At 45.3% G+C, this 22,578-nt stretch carries 21 protein-coding genes; 14 read left to right on the forward strand and 7 right to left on the reverse strand.

Annotation, left to right across the window (positions count from 1 at the left end):
* Nucleotides 1-39: 39 nt before the first annotated feature.
* The 8 genes from rpoH to OXI21_RS03425 all read left to right on the forward strand — a co-directional run bounded on the left by rpoH (nucleotide 40) and on the right by OXI21_RS03425 (nucleotide 6,805).
* Nucleotides 40-912, forward strand: coding sequence for an RNA polymerase sigma factor RpoH (rpoH, locus tag OXI21_RS03390; protein ID WP_279618155.1), 873 nt, complete (start codon nucleotides 40-42; stop codon nucleotides 910-912).
* A gap of 61 nt (nucleotides 913-973) precedes the next feature.
* Complete coding sequence (locus tag OXI21_RS03395) at nucleotides 974-1,543, forward strand: D-sedoheptulose 7-phosphate isomerase (protein ID WP_279618156.1); 570 nt, start codon at nucleotides 974-976, stop codon at nucleotides 1,541-1,543.
* Nucleotides 1,544-1,597: 54 nt separating this feature from the next.
* Nucleotides 1,598-2,179 carry a BON domain-containing protein gene (locus tag OXI21_RS03400; RefSeq protein WP_279618157.1) on the forward strand — a complete coding sequence of 194 codons (582 nt, stop codon included), beginning with the start codon at nucleotides 1,598-1,600 and terminating at the stop codon, nucleotides 2,177-2,179.
* Nucleotides 2,180-2,217: 38 nt separating this feature from the next.
* Nucleotides 2,218-3,564: a glutathione-disulfide reductase gene (gene gorA / locus OXI21_RS03405; RefSeq protein WP_279618158.1), complete on the forward strand. Its 1,347-nt coding sequence runs from the start codon at nucleotides 2,218-2,220 to the stop codon at nucleotides 3,562-3,564.
* Between the two features lie 35 nt (nucleotides 3,565-3,599).
* The gene (locus tag OXI21_RS03410; protein ID WP_279618159.1) at nucleotides 3,600-5,078 is read left to right on the forward strand and encodes an inorganic phosphate transporter; all 1,479 of its coding nucleotides are present in this window, start codon (nucleotides 3,600-3,602) and stop codon (nucleotides 5,076-5,078) included.
* Nucleotides 5,075-5,629, forward strand: coding sequence for a Sua5/YciO/YrdC/YwlC family protein (locus tag OXI21_RS03415; protein ID WP_279618160.1), 555 nt, complete (start codon nucleotides 5,075-5,077; stop codon nucleotides 5,627-5,629). Before OXI21_RS03410 ends, OXI21_RS03415 begins: the two co-directional genes overlap by 4 nt.
* Before the next feature lie 37 nt (nucleotides 5,630-5,666).
* The gene (locus tag OXI21_RS03420; RefSeq protein WP_279618161.1) at nucleotides 5,667-6,161 is read left to right on the forward strand and encodes a PAS domain-containing protein; all 495 of its coding nucleotides are present in this window, start codon (nucleotides 5,667-5,669) and stop codon (nucleotides 6,159-6,161) included.
* 197 nt (nucleotides 6,162-6,358) lie between these two features.
* Nucleotides 6,359-6,805 carry a PAS domain-containing protein gene (locus tag OXI21_RS03425; protein WP_347815503.1) on the forward strand — a complete coding sequence of 149 codons (447 nt, stop codon included), beginning with the start codon at nucleotides 6,359-6,361 and terminating at the stop codon, nucleotides 6,803-6,805.
* 231 nt (nucleotides 6,806-7,036) lie between these two features.
* On the opposite strand, the gene rpsT is transcribed toward OXI21_RS03425, so the two are convergent.
* The 3 genes from rpsT to OXI21_RS03440 all read right to left on the reverse strand — a co-directional run bounded on the left by rpsT (nucleotide 7,037) and on the right by OXI21_RS03440 (nucleotide 9,411).
* The gene (gene rpsT, locus OXI21_RS03430; protein ID WP_279618163.1) at nucleotides 7,037-7,300 is read right to left on the reverse strand and encodes a 30S ribosomal protein S20; all 264 of its coding nucleotides are present in this window, start codon (nucleotides 7,298-7,300) and stop codon (nucleotides 7,037-7,039) included.
* Between the two features lie 172 nt (nucleotides 7,301-7,472).
* Complete coding sequence (locus OXI21_RS03435; RefSeq protein WP_279618164.1) at nucleotides 7,473-8,363, reverse strand: diaminopimelate dehydrogenase; 891 nt, start codon at nucleotides 8,361-8,363, stop codon at nucleotides 7,473-7,475.
* Nucleotides 8,364-8,394: 31 nt separating this feature from the next.
* Nucleotides 8,395-9,411 (reverse strand): methionine ABC transporter ATP-binding protein, encoded by a 1,017-nt coding sequence (locus OXI21_RS03440; protein ID WP_279618165.1) that lies wholly within the window; start codon nucleotides 9,409-9,411, stop codon nucleotides 8,395-8,397.
* A gap of 594 nt (nucleotides 9,412-10,005) precedes the next feature.
* On the opposite strand from OXI21_RS03440, the gene OXI21_RS03445 reads away from it, so the two are divergent.
* The 5 genes from OXI21_RS03445 to OXI21_RS03470 all read left to right on the forward strand — a co-directional run bounded on the left by OXI21_RS03445 (nucleotide 10,006) and on the right by OXI21_RS03470 (nucleotide 18,201).
* Nucleotides 10,006-10,476: a DUF1090 family protein gene (locus OXI21_RS03445; protein ID WP_279618166.1), complete on the forward strand. Its 471-nt coding sequence runs from the start codon at nucleotides 10,006-10,008 to the stop codon at nucleotides 10,474-10,476.
* A gap of 305 nt (nucleotides 10,477-10,781) precedes the next feature.
* Nucleotides 10,782-13,448, forward strand: coding sequence for a pyruvate dehydrogenase (acetyl-transferring), homodimeric type (gene aceE, locus OXI21_RS03450; RefSeq protein ID WP_279618167.1), 2,667 nt, complete (start codon nucleotides 10,782-10,784; stop codon nucleotides 13,446-13,448).
* 138 nt (nucleotides 13,449-13,586) lie between these two features.
* Entirely contained in the window at nucleotides 13,587-15,284 is a 1,698-nt protein-coding gene (aceF, locus tag OXI21_RS03455) for a dihydrolipoyllysine-residue acetyltransferase (protein WP_347815504.1), read from the forward strand.
* An 8-nt stretch (nucleotides 15,285-15,292) separates the two neighbouring features.
* The gene (gene lpdA / locus OXI21_RS03465) at nucleotides 15,293-17,071 is read left to right on the forward strand and encodes a dihydrolipoyl dehydrogenase (RefSeq protein ID WP_347815483.1); all 1,779 of its coding nucleotides are present in this window, start codon (nucleotides 15,293-15,295) and stop codon (nucleotides 17,069-17,071) included.
* Between the two features lie 104 nt (nucleotides 17,072-17,175).
* A complete protein-coding gene (locus OXI21_RS03470; RefSeq protein WP_279618169.1) occupies nucleotides 17,176-18,201 on the forward strand; it encodes a nucleoid-associated protein in 1,026 nt (341 codons plus the stop codon).
* A gap of 126 nt (nucleotides 18,202-18,327) precedes the next feature.
* Here the strand turns inward: OXI21_RS03470 and OXI21_RS03475 are convergent, their stop codons facing one another.
* Nucleotides 18,328-18,900 (reverse strand): CoA pyrophosphatase, encoded by a 573-nt coding sequence (locus tag OXI21_RS03475; RefSeq protein ID WP_279618170.1) that lies wholly within the window; start codon nucleotides 18,898-18,900, stop codon nucleotides 18,328-18,330.
* A 151-nt stretch (nucleotides 18,901-19,051) separates the two neighbouring features.
* On the opposite strand from OXI21_RS03475, the gene OXI21_RS03480 reads away from it, so the two are divergent.
* Nucleotides 19,052-20,410, forward strand: a complete 1,359-nt coding sequence (locus OXI21_RS03480) for a sodium-dependent transporter (protein WP_279618171.1) — start codon at nucleotides 19,052-19,054, stop codon at nucleotides 20,408-20,410.
* Between the two features lie 188 nt (nucleotides 20,411-20,598).
* Here OXI21_RS03480 and cgtA read toward each other — a convergent pair whose 3' ends face one another.
* From cgtA to rplU, 3 genes are all read right to left on the reverse strand, one after another.
* Nucleotides 20,599-21,636: an Obg family GTPase CgtA gene (cgtA, locus tag OXI21_RS03485; protein WP_279618172.1), complete on the reverse strand. Its 1,038-nt coding sequence runs from the start codon at nucleotides 21,634-21,636 to the stop codon at nucleotides 20,599-20,601.
* Between the two features lie 78 nt (nucleotides 21,637-21,714).
* Entirely contained in the window at nucleotides 21,715-21,975 is a 261-nt protein-coding gene (gene rpmA / locus OXI21_RS03490) for a 50S ribosomal protein L27 (RefSeq protein WP_279618173.1), read from the reverse strand.
* A 25-nt stretch (nucleotides 21,976-22,000) separates the two neighbouring features.
* Nucleotides 22,001-22,315: a 50S ribosomal protein L21 gene (gene rplU / locus OXI21_RS03495; protein WP_279618174.1), complete on the reverse strand. Its 315-nt coding sequence runs from the start codon at nucleotides 22,313-22,315 to the stop codon at nucleotides 22,001-22,003.
* Nucleotides 22,316-22,578 lie beyond the last annotated feature (263 nt).

Raw genomic sequence — 22,578 nt, forward strand, 5'->3', positions numbered from 1 at the left:
AAACTAAGTGGGACAAATGATTGAGGAGGTATTCATATAATGCCAGAAACTAAAGATTTAGTGCTACGCGCCAATACATTACCATCGACCGCAGAAGGTCTCGATGCGTACATTAGTGCGATTGCCGATATCCCCACATTAAGTGCTGAGGAAGAGCGCGAACTTGCGTATCGATTCATTCAGCATGAGGATCTGCATGCAGCACAAAGTTTAATCTTATCGCACCTCAAATTTGTCGTGCACATTGCCAAAAGCTATACCGGCTACGGGCTTCCGCTCATCGATTTAGTACAAGAGGGGAATGTTGGGCTGATGAAAGCGGTAAAACGCTTTGACCCAAGCTTTAATGTGCGTTTGATCTCATTTGCGGTGTATTGGATTAAATCGGAGATTCATAACTTTGTGATCCAGAATTGGCGCATTGTTAAAGTTGCGACTACAAAAGCGCAACGGAAACTCTTTTTCAATCTCCGTTCATCAAAAGAGCATATCGGCTGGCTCTCGAAAAAAGAAGCCAAAGAGATTGCCAAAGAGCTCAATGTGAGTTTAGAAGAGGTGAAACGCATGGAGATGCGCCTCTTCTCGAACGACTTGGCCTTTGATCTTCCCCAGTCGGGCGCGGATGAAGAGGGCTATACGCCGTCCGATTGGCTCTCTGATGAGGGTAAAGATCCGTCGATGATTGTGGAAGCGAGTGATAACGCGGAACACACGCAAGAGAAATTGCTTGCGGCGCTTGAAACGCTTGATGAACGCAGTAAAGATATTATCGTCCAACGTTGGATGCATGATGAAGATGAAGCGCGGCCAACGCTTACCGATCTTGCGGAAAAATATTCAGTTTCGGCTGAACGCATTCGCCAGATCGAGAATCAGGCGATGAGTCGAATGAAAAGCTTATTAGTCATTTAATCGATTTTAAAGAGACTCAAGAGAGAACACTTGGGTCTTTTTCTATATAGGGAGAGAAAAGATGCTAGTTAAAAACGAGTTTGCCGAGAGCATTCGCGTCAAGGAGAAAACGCTTGAGTGCTTGGTAGACGTTGTGGAGACAACGGGGCAAGCCCTAATCGATACCTTTCATCAAGGCGGCAAAGTCTATATTTGCGGCAATGGTGGATCGGCGGCCGATGCGCAACATTTTGCGGCGGAATTGATTAATCGATTTGAAAAAGAGCGTCGTCCCCTCCCCGCGGTTGCGCTCACCACAGACAGTTCTAATTTAACGTCCATTGCCAATGATTACAGCTACGAGGTGGTCTTTTCCAAACAGCTCGAAGCGTTGGGTGATGAGAAAGATACCCTCGTTGCTATTAGTACGAGCGGAAACTCAGTGAGCATCAATAATGCGATCGAGGTTGCGATCGAGAAAGGAATGCGCGTCATCTTACTTACCGGTGAAGATGGCGGGAAATCGAATGGATTCGACTACGACTCATTAATGCGAGTTAAAGTGCCGAGTAAACGCACAGCGCGAATCCAAGAGGTGCATATGTTAATCATCCATACCTGGTGTGTATTGGTGGATAACGAATTTGCGTAAGCTTGGAATGAAGCATTAAAATCCATTTGAAAGTACAAAGCGAGACCTATGAAAATGAAAAATTTAAAAATGATCATTGGAAGTTTAGCAATGCTATTAACGCTCAATGCCTGTGCCCCAGCACTGATTGCTGGCGGTGTTGGTGCGGGGGCGTTAGGTGTAAATGAACGGCGAACCTCCGGCGTTTTAGTAGAAGATCAGTCAATCGAAGTAAAAGCACAGCATAAAATAAAAGATTATCCTGATCGTCAAAAAGCGCATGTTAGTGTCCTAAGTTATAACCAACGGGTGCTATTGACAGGGGAAGTCCCGAGCCGTGATTTTGGTCTTCGCGCAGAGCGAGACATTCGGTCGGTTGAGCATGTAAGAGATGTTATTAATGAGCTAATTATTAGTGAACCTGCGTCTGTTTCTAGCATTAGTAATGACGCACTCATCACCTCAAAAGTGAAGACAGCGCTCACAGCACAAATTAAGAAAAAAGGCTTTAATTCAGTTCACGTCAAGGTGAAAACTGAGCGCGGCATCGTCTATCTCATGGGTATTGTGACCCGTGAAGAGGCTGATATCGCAGTCAATATTGTGCGTGGCGTGTCGGGGGTGGCTGAGATTGTTCCACTCTTTGAAATTCAGTAAATAACCATTAATACAGACAAAAAAAGGAATTAAAATATATGCAAAAGTATGATGCTATCGTAATTGGTGCGGGCTCAGGCGGACTCTCATTTGCTGAGCGAGCAGCGAGCTACGGCGCGAAATGCCTTTTGATTGAAAAAAGCGAACTCGGCGGTACCTGCGTAAACGTTGGTTGTGTGCCGAAGAAAATTCTCTGGAATGCGGCAACGGTTGCGCACGCCATTGGGGATGCGAAGGGTTACGGCTTTGATGTTGAGAAAAAAGGGTTTGATTGGAAAACCTTAAAAGCAAAAAGCGATCAATACATCAACAATATCACCTCATGGTATGGCGAAAGCTACATTCCAGGGGCGGGAATTGATCTTGTTCACGGCGCGGCAAAATTTGTTAATAACAACACCGTGAGCGTCGATGGAAAAGAGTACACCGCCGATAAAATTGTGATCTCAACCGGGGGCTACCCACTTGTTCCGAATGTACCGGGCGCTGAATATGGCATTACTTCAAATGAATTTTTCTCCATTGAAGAGCTTCCAAAACGCGTTGCCGTTGTGGGCGCGGGCTATATCGCCGTTGAAATTGCACAAGTCTTAAGCACGTTTGGCGTTGAGTCGCATCTTCTTTGTCGCCGTGAAATGGTGCTGCGTTCATTTGACCCATTTGTTACTGAGCATTTAGAAGAAGAGCTTGAAAAGAGCGTTCATCTCCATCGCCACAGTGAAGTGGAAAAAGTGGAGAAAAACGCCGATGGATCACTCACCATCACCACGAAAAAAGGCGATACCGTTGAAGCGGATCTCTTAATTTGGGCGATTGGTCGTGGACTCAATACACGTAATATCGGTCTGGAAAATACCGACGTTGTGATCAATGATGATGATTCAATCTCGACCGATGAATTCCAAGAAACCAACGTGAAAGGCATCTACGCGGTGGGCGATATCACTGGTAAATTCCCGTTAACGCCGGTTGCGATTGCAGCGGCACGCCGTATGGCCGATCGCATGTATGGTGGTATGGAAGGGCGTTTCCTCAAATATGAAAATATTGCGAGCATCGTCTTTAGCCATCCCGCGATCGGAACGGTCGGTCTAACCGAGCAAGAAGCGATTGAGAAATATGGTGAAGAGAATCTTAAAATCTACACCACTTCATTTACTTCAATGTACTCAACCTTTAGCGATCATCCGGTAAAAACGGCGATGAAAATGATCTGTGAAGGGCGCGATGAGAAGATCGTGGGCATTCATATGTATGGTCCGCAAGTTGACGAGATGCTGCAAGGATTCGCGGTAGCCGTTAACATGGGCGCAACCCGTCAAGACTTTAACGACACCGTTGCACTTCACCCAACTTCAGCGGAAGAACTTTCAACGCTTCGTTAGCGGAAAGCCGATTAAAATTTTGTAGAGACTAATTGATGTTTGATTTATTTCAGGGATTGGATTTTTCGGTAGCAGTCGTACTCATTTTCTCGATTGGGTTGGTACTCGCATTTGAGTTTGTTAATGGATTTCACGATACGGCCAATGCGGTCGCAACCGTCATCTACACGAAATCAATGAAGCCACGGATGGCTGTATTTTTATCAGGTATCTTTAACTTCTTAGGCGTTCTTTTAGGGGGGCTTGGGGTTGCCTACGCGATCGTCAACCTCCTGCCGATGGACCTTTTAGCAAGTGCATCATCGGTGAAAGGCATCGTCATGGTCTTTTCATTATTGATATCGGCATTAATTTGGAACTTGGGAACTTGGTATTTCGGGATTCCGGCATCAAGTTCCCATACTTTAATTGGATCCATTTTAGGGGTGGGTCTTGCAAATGCGCTCATGACCGATCGCTCTATTTTTGTGGGAGTGAACTGGTCAAAAGCGATGGGTGTATTTGAGTCGCTCCTCTTTTCGCCCATTATCGGGGCGGGGCTTGCGGGTTTATTGCTCCTCTTTTTTCTTAAATGGAAACCGAAAAGTTACATTCACAAAACGCCTTATCAGCGCCACGTGATTGAAAAACGCAAACGCCCTCCATTTTGGCCGCGTTTTTGGCTGATCTGTTCAGCGCTCGGCATGAGTTATGCTCATGGACAAAATGATGGGCAGAAAGGGATTGGGCTTGTGATGCTGGTGCTCTTTAGTTTAATGCCGGCAAAATTTGTCTTAGATATGAATTCAAGTGCCTTTGAAATTGGGCAAACGCGCGCAGCGGCGGAGCATATGATTGAGTATTATCATGCCAATCAAAAGACGATCGATTCGATCTTTCCCGCCGGTGAAAAAGAGCAGATTATAAAAGGGGAAGAGCAGCTTTTCTCCTGTGAAATGTCCGAAGTGGATGTTCACGCAGCAAAATTAATGAATATTTTAGAAGGCGTGCACGATTACGATGCGCTTGATGTGGATCAGCGTTGGGCGGTGCGTAATGAGGTGATGTGTTTAGCGAGCGTTGCAAAAACGCTTGAGTCTTCAAAAGAGATTCCTGAAAGCTATCGTAAATCGTACCATTCAATTGCTCAGGATTTAACGAAAACGACGCAATACGCGCCATTTTGGGTGATTGTTGCGGTGGCGATGGCGTTAGGTTCAGGAACGATGATCGGCTGGCGACGTGTGGTTGAAACCGTTGGCGGTAAGATCGGTAAAAAAGATATGACCTACGCGCAAGGATTAAGTGCGCAGATTGTATCGGGGGTTGCGATTGCCTCAGCGAGCCATTTAGGCTTCCCCGTATCAACGACGCACATTCTATCGAGCTCCGTTGCGGGAACGATGGTAGCGAACAAAGCGGGATTACAAAAATCGACGGTGAAAAATATTTTAATTGCGTGGATTCTAACGCTGCCTGTCTCCACAGGTTTGTCGTTTGGACTCTACTATTTAGGAACCGCATTGTTTGTATGATGTTAGATTTAGATGAAGCAGCCGCTGCGCTTAAAGCAGGGCAGATTATTGCGCACCCCACGGAAGGGGTGTTTGGATTGGCGGCCGATGCGGCAAATGAAGCTGCGGTCCGCGCCCTTTTGGATCTTAAAAAGCGTCCAGAAGAGAAGGGATTCATCGTTATGGCGGATTCGCTTACGCGAATTAAACCGTGGTTAAAGCCATTATCCGAGGATGAAGAGGCAAAAATTATGAATGCAACCGAGGGCGATTATCGCTATACCTGGATTGTTCCGATTTCGGAGCAGTGTCCACGGTATCTTTCGGGGCAATTTGAATCGCTTGCGATCCGTATCACAAGCCATCCACTTGCGCATTCATTATGTGAGCGTTTCGGCGGGGCTATTGTCTCAACGAGCGCCAATATTAGTCGTGAAGCACCGCTTAAGAGTGCGGAGGCGATTGTTGATGTATTTAAGAGTGATATTGCGGGTGTTTTAGCGGGCAGCGTTGGAACATTGAGCCGTTCAACGCGTATCGACGACCTGAAAACCGGTCAACGAATTCGTTAATCACCCCGTTTAGAAAAGGTAGAGAGGTAAAATTTTTATGATTGAGATTCCAGATATGGACCTTGCGTGTATCGCGCCCAATGCAAAAGAGATCACGATGAAGTATTACGGTGGTCAAGAGCGTAAGGTGTACGTTGTAGACGAAGAGGTTCCTTATCCTACAGGCCGTTTGATTGTGTCGCGCACCAATCCAGAAGGGGTGATCACACAAGCGAACAAGGCATTCGTAGATATCTCAGGCTATGAGCGAGATGAATTAATTGGCATGCCACACTGTGTGCTTCGCCACCCCGATGTACCGGCCGCGATCTTTAAAGATATGTGGGATCACATCAAGGCCAATAAACCTTGGTACGGTTACGTCAAAAACTTATGTAAAGATGGTCGTTACTACTGGGTATATGCGTCCGTGAATGCAACCTATGTTGATGGCGAGCTAAAGGCGGTCACCTCTGTGCGCCGTAAACCATCGCGTGAAAAAGTGGAAGAGACAATTGAACTGATTAAGCGTTTAAATGCTGAGAATGCATAACTAAATTTAACGCTTTATTGATCTTAATTGAACTCCTCTGAAATATTAATTGGCTATGTTTCATTCAGATTATAGTCGTGATACACTAAATTTTATTCAACATATTCGATAGATAGGATGAAGATATGAGTGAGAATAAAAAAATGTTGCCCGATATGGAAATCACAGACCTACCCGAGGGCGCTGAGTATGAAGAGATGGAATTGACGTATTATGATGGGGATGCCCGTCGTATCTATGTTGTCGATGAGGAAGTTCCTTATCCTGACGGCCGTTTAATCGTCTCCCGTACTGATCTTTCCGGTAGAATCACGCATGCCAATAAAGCATTCGTGGATATGTCTGCGTATTCTGAAGAAGAACTTGTTGGCTCTGCTCACTCAATCTTGCGTCACCCCGACGTTCCCGGTGTTATCTTTAAACAGATGTGGGATACCATCTCAAGCGGTAAACCTTGGTACGGATATGTAAAAAATCTCCGTAAAGATGGTCGTTATTATTGGGTATATGCATCGGTAAATCCATGTTTTATTGATGGAAAACTCTCGGCATATACGTCGGTTCGCCGTAAGCCAGCGCGAGATAAAGTGGAAGAGACCTTAGACTTGATTGGTAAAATCCATTCAGGGGAAGTTGTTTTATAGGGTTTGTTTTATAAACGATAAACAACCGTTCAACCAGATTGATGAGATGCCTGAGTATTGAAAAATGCTCAGGTATTTTTTTGTTCCATAAAATGACTCATGAAACTAGGAAAAAGAAGAGAAAACTAGGGGGGGGATAGATAATGACGGGCAATAAAAAACCCCAGAACAAATTACTTTGTTTGGGGCTTTGAAACGTGTGTTGTTTCGCGTCTAGCGTCTTACAACAAATTAAGCGATTGCTTTAATTTGTGCATTTAAACGGCTAACGAGACGAGCTACTTTGTTCTTGTGGATAAGGCCACGTTTAACAGAACGGTCAAGCGCGCTTTGAGCTTGAACGAGTGCTTTGTTCGCAGCTTCTTTATCATTGCTGTTAATTGCTTTGATAGTTTTTTTAACGTAGGTTCTTGTCATTGAGCGGTATGATGCGTTTGCCGCGTGGCTTTTAACCGCTTGACGAACTCGTTTTCTTGCTTGTGCTGTATTTGCCAAGGTAATACTCCAGTAATAAATCTAATTAAGTTAATGCGTACAGTCTAGGCTGTCGTCATGAATAAAATTCAACTAATCTCATATGATCAACTTTTTTTTAAGATTTGTCAATACTTATTCAAAAGTCAATCGTTTAATCTGTAGCTAGTTCGGTTTGAAAGGTTGCACTATTTTACACCAATTGTGCGATAAGGTCATCTCGATTTCCAGGAAGAAGGTCAATTAATGGAATTTCGATCATGGTGTAAGCGCCGGGCGCTTGTTTCGTTGCTGCTCGAGCTGATGAAACAAGGATCTGTGCGGTGAGTGCTGGGTTATTAACGCGCATATCAAATTCAAAGAGCTGATTTTGCGTTTTTCCAGAAACTCCTTTACGCACGATATTGACGCCGTGGCCGGCATCTTTAAGCTCGTCGACGTTCTCCACTTCTTTAATAATGCACTCATCATTTTTGAAGTAATCATCATTTAAGATAGTGGTTTTGATGCTCTCGAAGCTCGCGCCCTCTTCCACTTCAATATAGACAAGGCGACGATGAACGCCGGTGCCGGTCGGAATGGTGATTGAAAGCGCATCTTTGACCCCTTCAAATGATTTGACCGCCGTTGAATGCCCCATACTCATGCCAGGGCCAAAGTTGGTATAGGTGATGCCTTTCGGTGCTGCGGCTAAAAAGATCGCGCGTAAAATGGAGTCGGTACCCGGGTCCCAACCAGCGGAGATTACCGCGCTCACGTTATGGGCTTTCGCGACCGTTTCAAGCTCGCGGCGAAGGCCTGCGATATTGCTATGAATATCAAAACTATCAACGGTATTAATGCCAAGGGCGAGCATCTCTTTAGCGTATGCGGGAATATGGCGGCTCGGTACGCATAAAATGGCCACATCCACTTTTGGCAGATCGCGAATATCGGTAACGATCGGGTAATTTAATCCCTCGATCGGCGTTGCGGTACGGCGGACAATCCCCGCCACAGTGAAATCAGAACTGGCTTCGAGTGCGTCGATAACGTAACGGCCAATGTTACCAAAACCGACGACAGCAGCATGAATCGTGCTCATGAAGTCTCCTTTATATAATAGGTATTTTAAATTAGAGATGAATCTCAAGGGCGCTAATATCGCGGGCTTCGAACTCTTTTAACACTTGTGCTTTTTTCGCATCATCGCCTTTAATCGAGATCACCAGTTGTCCGTAGGGAAGATCACGAATGTGGCTAATATTGCCCGAGAAAATCGAGAAATCGATATCGGTTTTTTTGATGATGTTACTTAAATGAGGCTCAAAGGTTTCCATCCCCGAATAGGTGATCTGATAGAGGCTCGCCCCTTCAGAAAGCGCTGTTTCAAGATGTTTACGGAGCTCATTTTGTTGCCCTGAATCGAGAATGAAATCGCGGGTAACCGGATGTTTTGGATGAAGGAAAATCTCTTCCACCGGGCCTTCTTCCACAATTTGGCTATCGTGAATCACCGCAACTTTATGGCAGATGCTCTTAATCACATCCATCTCGTGAGTAATTAAGACGATGGTGAGCCCGAGCTTTTTATTGATGTCCGTTAAGAGCGCTAAAATTGATTGCGTGGTTTGCGGGTCAAGGGCTGAGGTTGCCTCGTCACAAAGAAGGACTTTTGGCGAATTGGCGATGGCGCGCGCAATCCCGACACGCTGTTTTTGCCCACCTGAAAGTTGCGCGGGATATTTATGGGCGTGCTCGGTGAGTCCGATCAGTTCTAAAAGCTCATTGACGCGCTGATTAATCTCGCTAGAGGTGAGTTTTTGCAGGCGAAGCGGGAAGGCAATGTTATTAAAAATCGTTTGGCTTGAGAGCAGATTAAAATGTTGGAAAATCATCCCAATGCCACGGCGCGCCAGCATCAACTCTTTCGATGAGAGCTGAGTAATGTCGGTATCGTCGAGCATAACTTGCCCTTTGTCGGGGCGTTCAAGCAGATTGAGACAGCGAATTAACGTACTTTTCCCCGCGCCTGAATGCCCAATAATGCCGTAGATCTCCCCTTTAGGGATATCGAGTGAAATGTTTGACAGCGCGGTGATCGTCTGATCGCCCGAGGGGTATGATTTATATAAATTCTTAATCTGAATCATGATGCGTCCTAAAACGATGTGCGGACGATTGATGCGCTCGCTCCCCGGTAAATCGGATCGATTTTGAGAATTCAATCAGTGGGCGTAGAGCGATATCGTCGCGCAGGTGGGATTAATTTTAATAATCTAGAAACAATACCAAATTATACACAAGTTGCGTAGTCTATTTAGGGGAATTGTTGGTCTTATAAAGCCACTTTTTTGTAAAAGTACGTATGGCGATTTTATAAAATTGGTATAAATAGAAGCCAAATGCGTAGCCAAAAGGGAGCATAAAGAGACGAAAAACTGGCTAAATATTTATCGATTTTCTGCTCGTTTTGGGAATAATCTATCTTTCCGTTAAGTTAATTTAAGGTCGTAATAACGCGGTAAAATCCCCTCTGTATGCTGGGTTTTTCTATCGCCCAGAATGATGCTATGTTAAATAGTGTTAAAAACTCAGACACTTAAAGGTTAGTCTTTGGCTACGAGTTAATGTAAAATGGAGCGTGGATTATTTCACGGTGTGCTTTACCCAAGTGCCGCGTGAATTTATTTGGCTGATCGGTGTGGCGATAGGCTGAAACGTAATCAGATAAAAGAAGGAAGATTATGACCCTAAAAAGAACGATAATCGTCGGCACATTGTGCGGATTCGCCACGTTAAGTCAAATATCATGGGCCGATTGTGCCCACAAAGAAGCGAACCTTTTAAGGCAGCTTGAGTACGCAAAAAAATATAATAATCAAGAGCGTATTCGGGGACTTGAAATTGCGCTCAATAAAACGCGCCGTTATTGCAATGATGGGCGTACCCATCATTATCAAACTGATCGATCGGATACTGATCTAAACGAGACCGAAGCCACGTCATTAAACGGACAGGTTGATCGAATCGAATCGTTACAAAAACGAGTCTTTGAGCAAAAACGCGATCTCATTGACGCTGAGTATGAGCTCGAAAAAGCCCGTCTTAGCGGAAAAGCAGAATCGATCGCGAAAAAAGAGCTTAAACTCAATAAAGAGAAAGCCATTTTAGAGCTCTACGAAACCGAGCTCGCAGAGCTTTTGAAGAAAAATTAAGAGGATAAAAGCGCATTGTGCGCTTTTTTTATAGAAAGCAAGCCCCATTGTGGGATGATCGATTGTGCTTTTTATTGTGTCTTTGACGTATATTGCGCAATAAAAATAGACGATACACCCAAATGGAATCATTTTTCGAACGCTCCTCGTTGCGTTATAGGGCGAACATCGGCATTGTCACAGGTGTGATCATGAAAAACAGCGAGATAAATACTATTAATCAGTTTCGCTTGGAAGTTCGGTATAATGCAGGGGAATCGAGAAATTAAATTCGAAAAATTGTAGACAAGTTGAGGAAAAAGATTATGTCTAAGCAGATGTTAAAACATGATGTCGATCCAATGGAAACACAGGATTGGGTAGACTCAATTGAGAGTGTATTAGACACTGACGGCGAAGAACGTGCCCATTACTTGATTGAAAAAGTGATCGAACGTGCGCATCGCGATGGAGTGAAAATCCCATTCTCAGGAACAACGGAATATATCAATACCATTCCTGCAGATAAACAACCTCGTTATCCTGGTAACTCGGAATTGGAACATAAAATCCGCTCCTATACCCGTTGGAATGCGATGGCATTGATCGTTAAAGCCAATATGGAAGATTCCTCAATTGGTGGACACATTGCAAGTTATGCATCGCTTGCGACCATGTGGGAAGTGGGTTTTAACCATTTCTGGAAAGGCTCAAACGAGAATCAAGAAGGCGATTTAATTTTCTTCCAAGGACACTCAGACCCCGGTATCTACGCGCGTGCGTTTATTGAAGGGCGCATCACCGAAGAAGAGATGATGAATTTCCGCCGTGAGGTGGATGGTAATGGACTTCCATCATATCCGCATCCATGGCTGATGAAAGAATTTTGGCAATTCCCAACGGTATCGATGGGACTTGGCCCGATTCAAGCGATCTATCAAGCGCGCTTCTTAAAATATCTCCACTCACGCGGATTAGCCGATACAGAAGGCCGTAAAGTCTGGTGTTTCTGTGGCGATGGTGAGATGGATGAGCCAGAATCACTCGGAGCAATCTCACTTGCAGGACGCGAAAAACTTGATAACTTAATTTTCGTGATTAACTGTAACTTACAACGTCTTGACGGCCCAGTTCGTGGGAACGGCAAGATTATCCAAGAGCTTGAATCAGGCTTCCGCGGCAACGGCTGGAACGTGATTAAACTCATTTGGGGCAACGGTTGGGATTCACTGTTAGCGCAAGATCATGACGGAATTCTCCGTAAACGCATGATGGAGTGTGTCGATGGGGATTATCAAACCTATAAATCCCGCGATGGCGCGTATGTTCGCGAACATTTCTTCAATAGTCCTGAGCTTAAAGCGATGGTTGCGCACATGTCCGATAACGACGTATGGCGTTTAAATCGCGGTGGACACGATGAGAATAAAGTGTTTGCAGCCTATGATGCAGCGGTGAAAACGGAAGGTAAACCTACTGTTATTTTAGTGAAAACCATCAAAGGCTACGGAATGGGCCAAGATGGGGAGGCGCAAAATACCGCTCACCAACAAAAATCCGTGAGCGTTGAGACCTTACGCCGTTTCCGTGACCGTTTTGAAGTGCCAATCTCGGATGAAGATTTAGAAGAGATCAACTTCATTCGCCCACCAGAGGGTAGCCCAGAGCTTGAATATCTGCACGAGCGCCGTAAAGCACTTGGCGGTTATCTGCCAAAACGTCGTCCAAAAACCGATGTTGCGCTAAAAGTACCTGCGCTTGATGCCTTTAAAAATCAATTAGCAGCGACCGCTGAAGGGCGCGAAATTTCAACCACCATGAGCTTTGTGCGTATTTTAAATACCTTAGTGCGCGATAAAGAGCTGGGTAAAAACATTGTGCCGATTCTAGTAGACGAATCTCGTACCTTTGGTATGGAAGGGATGTTCCGTCAGCTTGGGATTTGGTCGCAAGCAGGGCAGCAATATACCCCGCAAGATGCGGATCAATTGATGTTCTATAAAGAATCAAAAGATGGTCAGATCCTCCAAGAAGGGATCAACGAAGCGGGCGCGATGAGCTCATGGATTGCCGCAGCAACCTCCTATGCCAACTCAAATGTTCCGATGATTCCATTTTTTGTCTGCTACTCTATGTTCCAACTGCAACGTACGATGGACTTAGTGTGGGCGGCAGCGGATCAGCGTTCGCGCGGATTCTTAATGGGTGGTACCGCTGGGCGCACAACGCTTAACGGCGAAGGCTTACAGCATCAGGATGGCCACAGCCATATCTTAGCGAGCCTCATTCCTAACTGTGTATCCTATGATCCAGCGCTTCAATATGAGTTAGCAGTGATCATTCAAGACGGTTTAAAACGCATGGTGGAAGACCAAGAAGATGTCTTCTATTACATCACCATCATGAACGAAAACTACGCGCACCCAGAGATGCCCGAAGGCGTTGAGAATGACATTCTTAAAGGGATGTATCTCTTCCGTAAAGGCGGCGAGAGCGATCTAAAAGTTCGTCTTTTAGGCGCAGGCACCATCTTCCAAGAGGTGTTAAAAGCAGCGGATCTTCTTAAAAATGATTGGAACGTTGAAGCGGATATCTGGAGCTGCCCAAGCTTTACTGAGCTTGCGCGTGATTTCCATGAAGTAGAGCGTCAAAACCTCTTCAATCCAGGTGCAGAAGCGAAAGAATCGTATGTTGGCTCATGCCTCAATGATTCCGATGCGCCGGTGATTGTATCAACCGACTACGTCAGAATGTATGCAGAGCAGATTCGCCCAGCGATCACAGCGCCGTATCGCGTCCTTGGAACCGATGGTTTCGGCCGTTCAGATACCCGTGCGCAACTGCGTAAATTCTTTGAAGTCGATCGTTATTACGTCACCATCGCGGCATTAAGCGAGCTTGCAAAACAGGGCAAGATCGAAGCTAGCGTTGTGGCAAAAGCGATTGAGAAATACAACATTGATGTTAATAAACCCAATCCTTTAACGGTGTAATCGCGTCAATTTCTTAAATGATGCAAAGGCGCTTAAAGTCTGCAAACTCCCTTTTATATAGGGAGAGAAAAGAACAGCTTTAAGCGCACTTCCAACCGTTAAATACCCTTTGGGTTCATTATGAAAAAAGGATAAAAAATTATGGCAAAAGTTGATTTAATTGTGCCAGATATTGGGAATTTTGATGACGTCGATGTAATTGAAATTCTTGCAAATGTGGGCGATACCGTCGCAATCGATGATCCGATTCTAACGCTTGAATCCGATAAAGCATCGATGGATGTGCCTGCTGATAAGGCCGGTACCATTACGGAAATTTTAGTAAAAATTGGCGATAAGATTAAAGAAGGCGACGTTTACGCGCGTATCGATATGAGTGCGGTAGATGCGCCGAAGGCTGAAGAGCCAAGCGTTGAAGCGCCCAAAGCGGATGCACCTGTCGTCGCTCAAGAAGCGCCACAAGCAGCTCCTGCACCGGTTTCAGCCGCTGCGGAAGTGATTGAACTTCGTGTGCCTGATATTGGGAATTTCGATGAAGTCGACGTAATTGAAGTGCTTGCTTCGGCAGGCGATCGCGTTGAGCTTGATCAGCCTCTATTAACTTTGGAATCTGATAAAGCGTCGATGGACGTTCCGGCTGAAAAAGCGGGCGTGATCGAATCGATTGTGGTGAATGTGGGCGATAAAATCAAAGAGGGTGACCTCATTGGTACGCTTAAAGTGGAAGGTGCAGCCCCTGCGGCAGCGGCGCAATCTGCTCCCGCGCAAGCACAAGTAGCTTCACAAGCGGCAGCACCGGCGCGTACAGAGTCGATCGCATCAGTGACGGGCGTTTTCAAAGCACCTCACCCAGCAGATCCCATTCCAGAAGCACCGCACATGCCAGAGCCAGCGGCAAGCGTTGATATCTCAACCGCGCACGCATCACCTTCAGTTCGTGCATTTGCTCGTGAACTTGGCGCAGACTTAAATCAAGTGAAAGGTAGCGGACGTAAAGGCCGTATTCTTCGCGATGACGTTACGCTCTACATTAAAAATGTGCTCTCAGGCAAAACGCAATTGGCTGGCGCAGCGGCACCGCAAGGCGCATCTTATGGTGGAGGACTCGATCTTCTTCCATGGCCAAAAGTGGACTTTGCGAAATTTGGTGAGATTGAAGAAGCGCCACTGTCGCGCATTAAGAAAATCTCAGGGGCAAACCTTGCGCGTAACTGGGCGATGATTCCCCATGTTGCGCAATTTGATGAAGCGGATATCACCAGTTTAGAAGCCCTTCGTAAACAGCTCAATAAAGAGTTTGAGCGAGAAGGTGCGCGTCTAACGATTCTCGCATTCTTAGTGAAAGCCTGTGTGAAAGCACTGCAAAAATTCCCTGAATTTAATAGCTCGCTTGATGGCGATAAACTTATTCTTAAAAAGTACTATCACATCGGTTTTGCAGCGGATACGCCGAATGGCTTAGTGGTTCCTGTGATTCGTGATTGTGATAAGAAAGGGGTGATCGAGATCGCTGCTGAAATGCGTGAACTTGCTGGTCTTGCCCGTGATGGAAAATTAAAACCGGATCAAATGCAGGGCGGAACATTTACCATTTCATCCTTAGGCGGCATTGGTGGAACGAATTTTATTCCGATCATTAATGCGCCAGAAGTGGCAATTTTAGGGGTATCTCGTAATGAGACCAAGCCTGTGTGGAATGGTAAAGAGTTTGAGCCACGCTTAATGCTTCCACTCTCATTATCATACGATCACCGCGTGATCGACGGGGCGCTCGGGGCACGCTTTATAGTGTACTTAAACGCGCTTCTCACCGATATGCGCCGTGCGTTAATTTAGGAGGAGAGATGGCTATAGAAATGAAATTACCTGACATCGGTAATTTTGATGGTGTCGATGTCATCGAAGTGTTGGTGAATGTGGGCGATAGCGTTGCGGTGGATGATCCACTTTTAACGCTTGAATCTGACAAAGCCTCAATGGATGTTCCGGCAGAAATTGCGGGCACCATTACGGAAATTTTAGTGAATGTAGGCGATCAAATTAAAGAGGGCGATGCGATTTTCCGTATCGAGCCTTCTGAAGGCGCGCCGGCTGTTGAGGCTAAAGCTGAAACGGCTCAACCTGCTTCTGCGCCTTGCGCTGACGAGAGTGTAAATACAAGTGCAAGTGCTGAAAAATCAGCAGCGCCATCTGAAGGGATCAAATCAAGCGTTGTTGCACCTGATTGTGATCTTCTAGTGATTGGTGCCGGCCCTGGTGGATATTCGGCGGCATTCCGTGCGGCGGATCTTGGCTTAAAAGTAATTTTAGTTGAGAAATATCCAACGCTTGGCGGCGTGTGTCTAAATGTGGGCTGTATTCCATCGAAAGCGCTCCTTAAAGTTGCGGGCGTGATTGATGAAGCGAAAGTATCGAACGATTACGGCGTTGATTTTGGCACTCCGAAAATTGATCTCGATAAGCTTCGTGGTTACAAAGAGTCGGTGGTGAACAAACTCACTGGCGGCTTAGGTGGCATGGCGAAGATGCGTAATGTGGAAGTGGTTCAAGGCACCGCAACCTTTGAAAGCGATCACACCGTTAAAGTGATCTATCATGGGGACGTGCGTGAAATTACCTTCCATAACGCCATTATTGCCGCGGGTTCACGGGCGATTAATTTGCCCTTTATGCCGGAAGATCCGCGTATTATCGATTCAACCGGCGCGCTTAAATTGGAAGATATTCCAAAACGCATGCTCGTTGTCGGTGGCGGAATTATCGGCCTTGAGATGGCAACGGTTTATTCAACGCTTGGCTCGAAAGTGTCGATTGTTGAATTTACTGATGGCTTTATGCCGGGCGCGGACCGTGACCTTGTTTCGGTGTTTGAAAAGCACAATAAAAACCGCTTTGAGCGCGTGATGTTTGGCACAAAAGTGGTGGCAGCGGAAGCGACCGATGCGGGCATTAAAGTAAGCTTTGAAGGCAACGCGCCGATCGCTGATGAAGTCTATGATCGCGTATTAGTTGCGGTTGGGCGTGCGCCAAATGGGCATCTTCTTGATGCAGAAAAAGCGGGCGTAATTGTTGATGAGCGCGGGTTTATCAGCGTTGATAAGCAGATGCGTACTAACGTTCCGCACATCTTTGCGATCGGCGATATTGTGGGTCAGCCAATGCTTGCCCATAAAGCCGTGCATGAGGCCCATGTGGCGGCGGAAGTGTGTGCCGGTCACAAGCGTTTCTTCGATGTGCGTCAAATTCCTTCGGTTGCGTATGCTGATCCTGAAATTGCTTGGGCAGGGCTCACCGAAACGGAAGCGAAAGCGAAAAATATTCCGTATGAAAAATCGGTGTTCCCATGGGCGGCAAGCGGAAAAGCGATCGCCAATAACCGTGATGAAGGCTTTACCAAACTGCTCTTTGATCCTGAAACAAAACAGATCATTGGTGGCGGTATTGTCGGCACGCACGCGGGCGATCTGATTGGTGAGGTTTGCCTTGCCGTTGAGATGGGCGCGGATAATATCGATATGGGTCACACCATTCACCCGCATCCGACCTTAACCGAATCGCTTGGAATGGCGGCGGAAAACTTAGAGGGCGCGTGTACGGATCTACCGCCTAAAAAACGTCGTTAATTTAAGTTAAAATTTAACGTAAAAATAATCCCCCGTGATGAACGTCATTGGGGGATTTTTATTGCTACAATAACCGCTCGTTATGTGAGTGCAAGGAGAGAGTTGTGATCGATATTACCAAGGCCGAGATTGAGAATATTATTATCCATAAGGTGGGCAATAAGGGGCAAGAAGAGGGCTGTCTCTTTTCGGAAACGGAAGCGACGCCGAGTGAATATTTAAAAATGCTCCTCACCGAACATTATCTGCGCCCGCTATCTGAGGTGACCGAGCCCTCGATCTTCTATCATGAATCGGATCTTGAGCTCAACGCCATTGCACAATTTTCTGAGAGCCTTTTTAACGCGCCGGAGAGCTTTAAAGAGCAATCGATCAAGATCGCCAAACATCTCTATAGCGTCTCCAATCACCCCAATATCGCGGGTGGTGAGTTTATCGCCATTCTGTTTTCAAACATTGTCGTCGGTAGCGCAAATTCAATGGGATTAGCGGTATTAAAAGTGGAATCGAAAGATGATTATCTCGATATTCGTAATGAAAATGGCACGCTTGAGCTCATTGAAAAAGAGGGGATTGCCCTTCGCGAGATTCAGAAAGGAGCGCTTATTTTATCGAGCGATATGTCCGTGCTTGCGATCGACATCCTCAAAAAACGCACGAAATATTGGCACGATGATTTCTTAAAAGTTGCGCCAAAAAAGACGGAAGAGGCGGAACTTAAAGCAAGTGGCGATATTCTCCGTGGGCTGTCGAGCCGGATCGAGAATCCAAGCGATCATTTAGCCTTTAATCAAGGATTGGAAAATTATCTTGATCAGCGTGATGAGCTTGAGCTTCGCGATCTGCACGATCTCTCAAAACCCTATTTAGAGCCGCAAGAGATCGATCGGGTCTTTAATGCAGCGCAGAGTAAAGCGGGGTTTGAATTTGATAACGAGCTCAAAATCCCGAGCGAGCGCTTTCGTCTACAGGCCAAAAATGTGATGAAAAAGACGCGTATTATTGATGGGGTTAATCTTGTGGTAACCAATGAAGATGCCTATCTCAATGGCATAAAAATTGAAGAGCGCGATGGCGGATTTAGAGCAATTATCGATTTCGATATTTATGAGTCGCTAAAAGAGAATTAGGTCTGTTTTGTGAAGACTAAAGGATCGTCTAAGTGTATGAGTGAGCTTGGCGATCCTTTTTTATTGCGTGGCGGAATATTTTAATATTTAAGAATAAATCAGCTAGAAATTGCGAGAATAGGGGGCTTATAAGATAATTTGCGTCAGTTCTTTCACCATTTGCCCAGTTAATCCCCAAATTTTATAGTCGCGATAGTGATAACAAGGTGTATTATGGTAGGTTTGCTGCGGCGCATTCTTAAGATAGGAGAGCGGGACGCTAAAGATTGAGGCGACTTCATCGTGATTTTTCTCAAAGGTGAGCGCATCGTCAATCAGCCCGACAAAGGGACGCACCCAGATGCCATGATGAGAGACAACCGGCGTTAAACCGCCAAGCACTTCGATCTTGTGTGGCGCAAGACCAATCTCTTCTTCCGTTTCGCGAAGAGCGGTGATGAGGAGGTTTTTATCCTCTTTTTCGCGCATGCCACCGGGGAAACAGACTTGTCCTGCATGAGTCGTCAGATCGGATGCGCGCAGTGTAAAAATAAGTTCAGGATCATCTTTTTTAATAATGATGGCGCAGACGGCGGAATCTTTGAGGTTATGCCGTTCAACCCACGTCGGGCGATAGCCGCGTACACGATTGCGAATTTTGGCAATGGCAGGCGGGCTCTCTTCCGGAAAAAAGTGAAGGCTATTCGGTTTTTCTTTCATAGGATTAGTACAAGATCTGTTTAATTAATAAGCAAGTTCTTTCGGTCAATTTATAGTATTGTAGCTCATATCCGGCGGTTTTTTCGTCATTGACAATGAAAAAATTCAACCAGATAAGAATTATGATAATAACAATAACAGGGGGAAATTTATGTCTCGTGAAACTTGGAGTAATAAAATACTCTATATCTCAACCGTTGCCGGTGCGACCATTGGATTTGGCGCAACGTGGCGGTTTCCATATCAGGTAGGGCAAAATGGTGGCGGTGCCTATCTACTTGTTTTTATGCTCGCCATGATTATTTTGGGTGTGCCGATGTTGATGGCGGAGCACATTATCGGGCGACGTTTGCAAACCAATACCGTCGATGCCTTTGGGCAGGGCGATCTTAAAAAACCGATCTCCAAATTTTGGAAAGGGGTGGGGGTTTTAGCGATCATCGGGGCCTTTGGGATCTTAGCGTACTACATGGTGCTTGGGGCGTGGGTGATGAGTTACATTGCCGATATTACCCGAGGCGCGATTAACCTATCTGAGCCATTAGGGCGAGAATATATCTCCTCGTTTTTCTCGGGGTCCATCAGTAATACCTGGAAAATGTTGAGCTACACCTTTATCTTTGTGGCGATCAACTACTACATTTTAGTGAAGGGAATTATTCAAGGGATTGAGAAATTGATATCGCGGGTGATGCCTCTTTTCCTCATTATTTTAGTGGTGATGGTGATCTATTCGCTCCAGCTTCCGGGGGCAAAAGAGGGGCTTAAATTCTATCTGATTCCTGATTTTAGTCGCATCAATGCCGGCATTTTCTTAGAGGCACTTGGGCAAGTATTCTTCGCGCTGAGTCTTGGTTTTGGGGTGATGATCACGCTCTCCTCTTACTTACATAAAAAAGAGAATATGGTGGGCATTAGTTTATCGGCGGGTGTAATTAATACGGTAATTCCATTTTTATTAGGTTTTGTAATTTTCCCGGCGCTCTTCTCGGTAGGTATGGAGCCATCAGCAGGGCCAACGCTCGTATTCCAAGCGCTTCCGGTTGTTTTCTCTAATATGCCTTTTGGTACTGTTGTTGGGATCGCGTTCTTCTTACTCTTGATTTTTGCTGCGCTCACCACATCACTTACAATCTATGAGGTGGTGATCACAACGCTTGTGGAGAAAACGAGCATGAGCCGTAGCTTTGCGACCTTTATCACGCTCGGTACAATCTTCTTATTAGGGAACCTTCCAGCGGTATTATCCGACGGTCTATGGCAGGATGTGCGCGTATTTGGCATGAGCGTATTTGACGCGTTTGACTTCGTCAGTGCGAATATCTTCTTCGTGTTAACGAGCTTCCTCTCCTGTGTATTTATTGGCTTTGTGCTTGGTAAGAAAGTGATGATTGATGAGATTACCAATGGAAATACCATCAATCAAAAAGTTGCAGGACCGCTCTTTTACTACATCAAATATTTCATTCCGCTCTTAATTATCGTTATTGCGTTAATGAGCTTTATGTAGGGAACGATGGAGTAGCAATGATGCCAATGAATTGATCCTTTATTGAGATATTCATTGATATATTCGTTGAGATAACAAAAAGCCACTTTCGTGCAGTTGATGCGGAAAGTGGCTTTTTTATGGAGCTCTATTTATCGAGCCGTATTCTATTATTCTATCGATTGCTTATCGATCTGCCTCGGGGAGGATTACTCAGCCTCTTCCTCGGCGCGGAGTTCGTTTAGTTTCTCCATGATCTGATAACACATCTCTTTGGTATTGGTTTTCGAAACCGCTGCGATGGTGAAATAACGATCTTCCGGATTCCAATCGATCGCTTTTAAAAACTCAGCGATGCGCTCATCACGCTCATCTTCAGGGATGAGGTCGACTTTATTAAGCACTAACCAGCGTTTCTTATTGTAGAGATCGTCGCTATAGTTTTTGATCTCATTTAAGATCGTAAAATAATCTTGTACGGGATCTTGGCTGTCGCTCGCAGGAGAAATATCCACTAAATGGAGTAAAACACTGGTGCGGGCAAGATGTTTTAAAAATTGATGCCCAAGTCCAGTGCCTTCTGATGCCCCTTCAATTAACCCAGGAATATCGGCCACAACAAACGAGTTGTCGTAATCGAGTTCCACAACGCCAAGGCTTGGGGTTAGGGTGGTAAATGGATAATCAGCCACTTTCGGGCGAGCACCAGAAATTGCGCGCACGAGCGTTGATTTTCCGGCATTGGGAAGGCCTAAAAGACCCACATCAGCAAGCACTTTAAGCTCTAAGCGAAGTTCGCGAATATCCCCATCGGTACCGGGCTTGGTTTGACGCGGGGCGCGATTCGTTGAGCTCTTAAAGCGAGCGTTTCCAAGACCGTGCATACCGCCTTGAGCCACTTTTACGATCTGTCCATGTTTGGTTAAATCGCAGATAAATTCATTGGTTTCCGCATCAAATACTTGCGTACCGCGCGGGACTTCTAAAATAAGGTCTTCGCCCGATCGGCCGGTACGGTTTGACCCTTCACCAGGGCGACCATTTTTAGCTTTAAAGCTGCGCTCATAGCGGAATGTCATTAGGGTGTTTAAGGAATCAACAGCTTTTAAATAGATGCTACCCCCGTCGCCGCCATCGCCCCCATCGGGTCCCCCAAAGGGAATAAAGCGTTCGCGTCTAAAGCTTAAGCACCCATTACCGCCTTTTCCTGCTTCTACTCGAATTCGAGCTTCATCTATAAATTTCATAATCGTCTATCTATCTTAATTAGAAATAAAAAAAGCTCCACAAAAATGGAGCTTTATTAAAAGAGTAGCATATGCTAATTAAGCGATTGGCTCAATGCTAACATATTTACGCTTGTTTGGGCCTTTCGTAATGAATTGTACGTGACCATCTGTTTTTGCGAAAATTGTGTGATCTTTTCCGAGGCCTGCATTAATGCCTGCGTGGAATTTAGTACCACGTTGACGAACAATGATAGAGCCTGCTGTTACGAGTTCGCCACCAAAACGTTTCACTCCTAAACGTTTACTTTCCGAGTCGCGACCGTTACGGCTAGAACCAACACCTTTCTTCTGTGCCATAATTAAGTTCCTTTTTTAATACTAGTTATGCACTGATACCAGTGATTTGAATCTCGGTAAAGTGCTGACGATGACCTTGACGTTTACGATAATGTTTACGACGACGGAATTTAACAATTTCGATTTTACGAGTACGACCTTGTTTTCTTACAGTAGCTGTAACTTTTGCGTTCTCAACAACAGGAGTACCCACGGTTACGTCGCCATTATTGCTAACAAGTAAAACGTCTGAAAGCTCAACTGTTGAACCTTCTTCTGCGCCTTCGATTTTTTCAATACGGAGGATTTGACCTTCCGCAACGCGATATTGTTTACCGCCTGTTCTTATAACTGCATACATTTGCTGAATGCTCCGCATAAAATAATTTACAAAATGTGTGAAAACTGGCTATTGCTTTCTCTTCTTCAATAGTCGCAATCATTATAATTGCCAATTTAAGAGGAACGATTCTAATGATTAAAATTTGATTAGTCAAGTTTTAACCAATTATTTTCCCCAATTAAAGAGAGAGCAGAGAATAAAACTAACTATTCTTTGCAGGATTTAACCGTTTATAGCAAATGCCCATTTACCTATCAATCAATCCGTTATTCTCTTATAAT

It is taken from the genome of Ignatzschineria sp. RMDPL8A (genome assembly GCF_029815055.1).
Taxonomy (GTDB): domain Bacteria; phylum Pseudomonadota; class Gammaproteobacteria; order Cardiobacteriales; family Wohlfahrtiimonadaceae; genus CALZBJ01.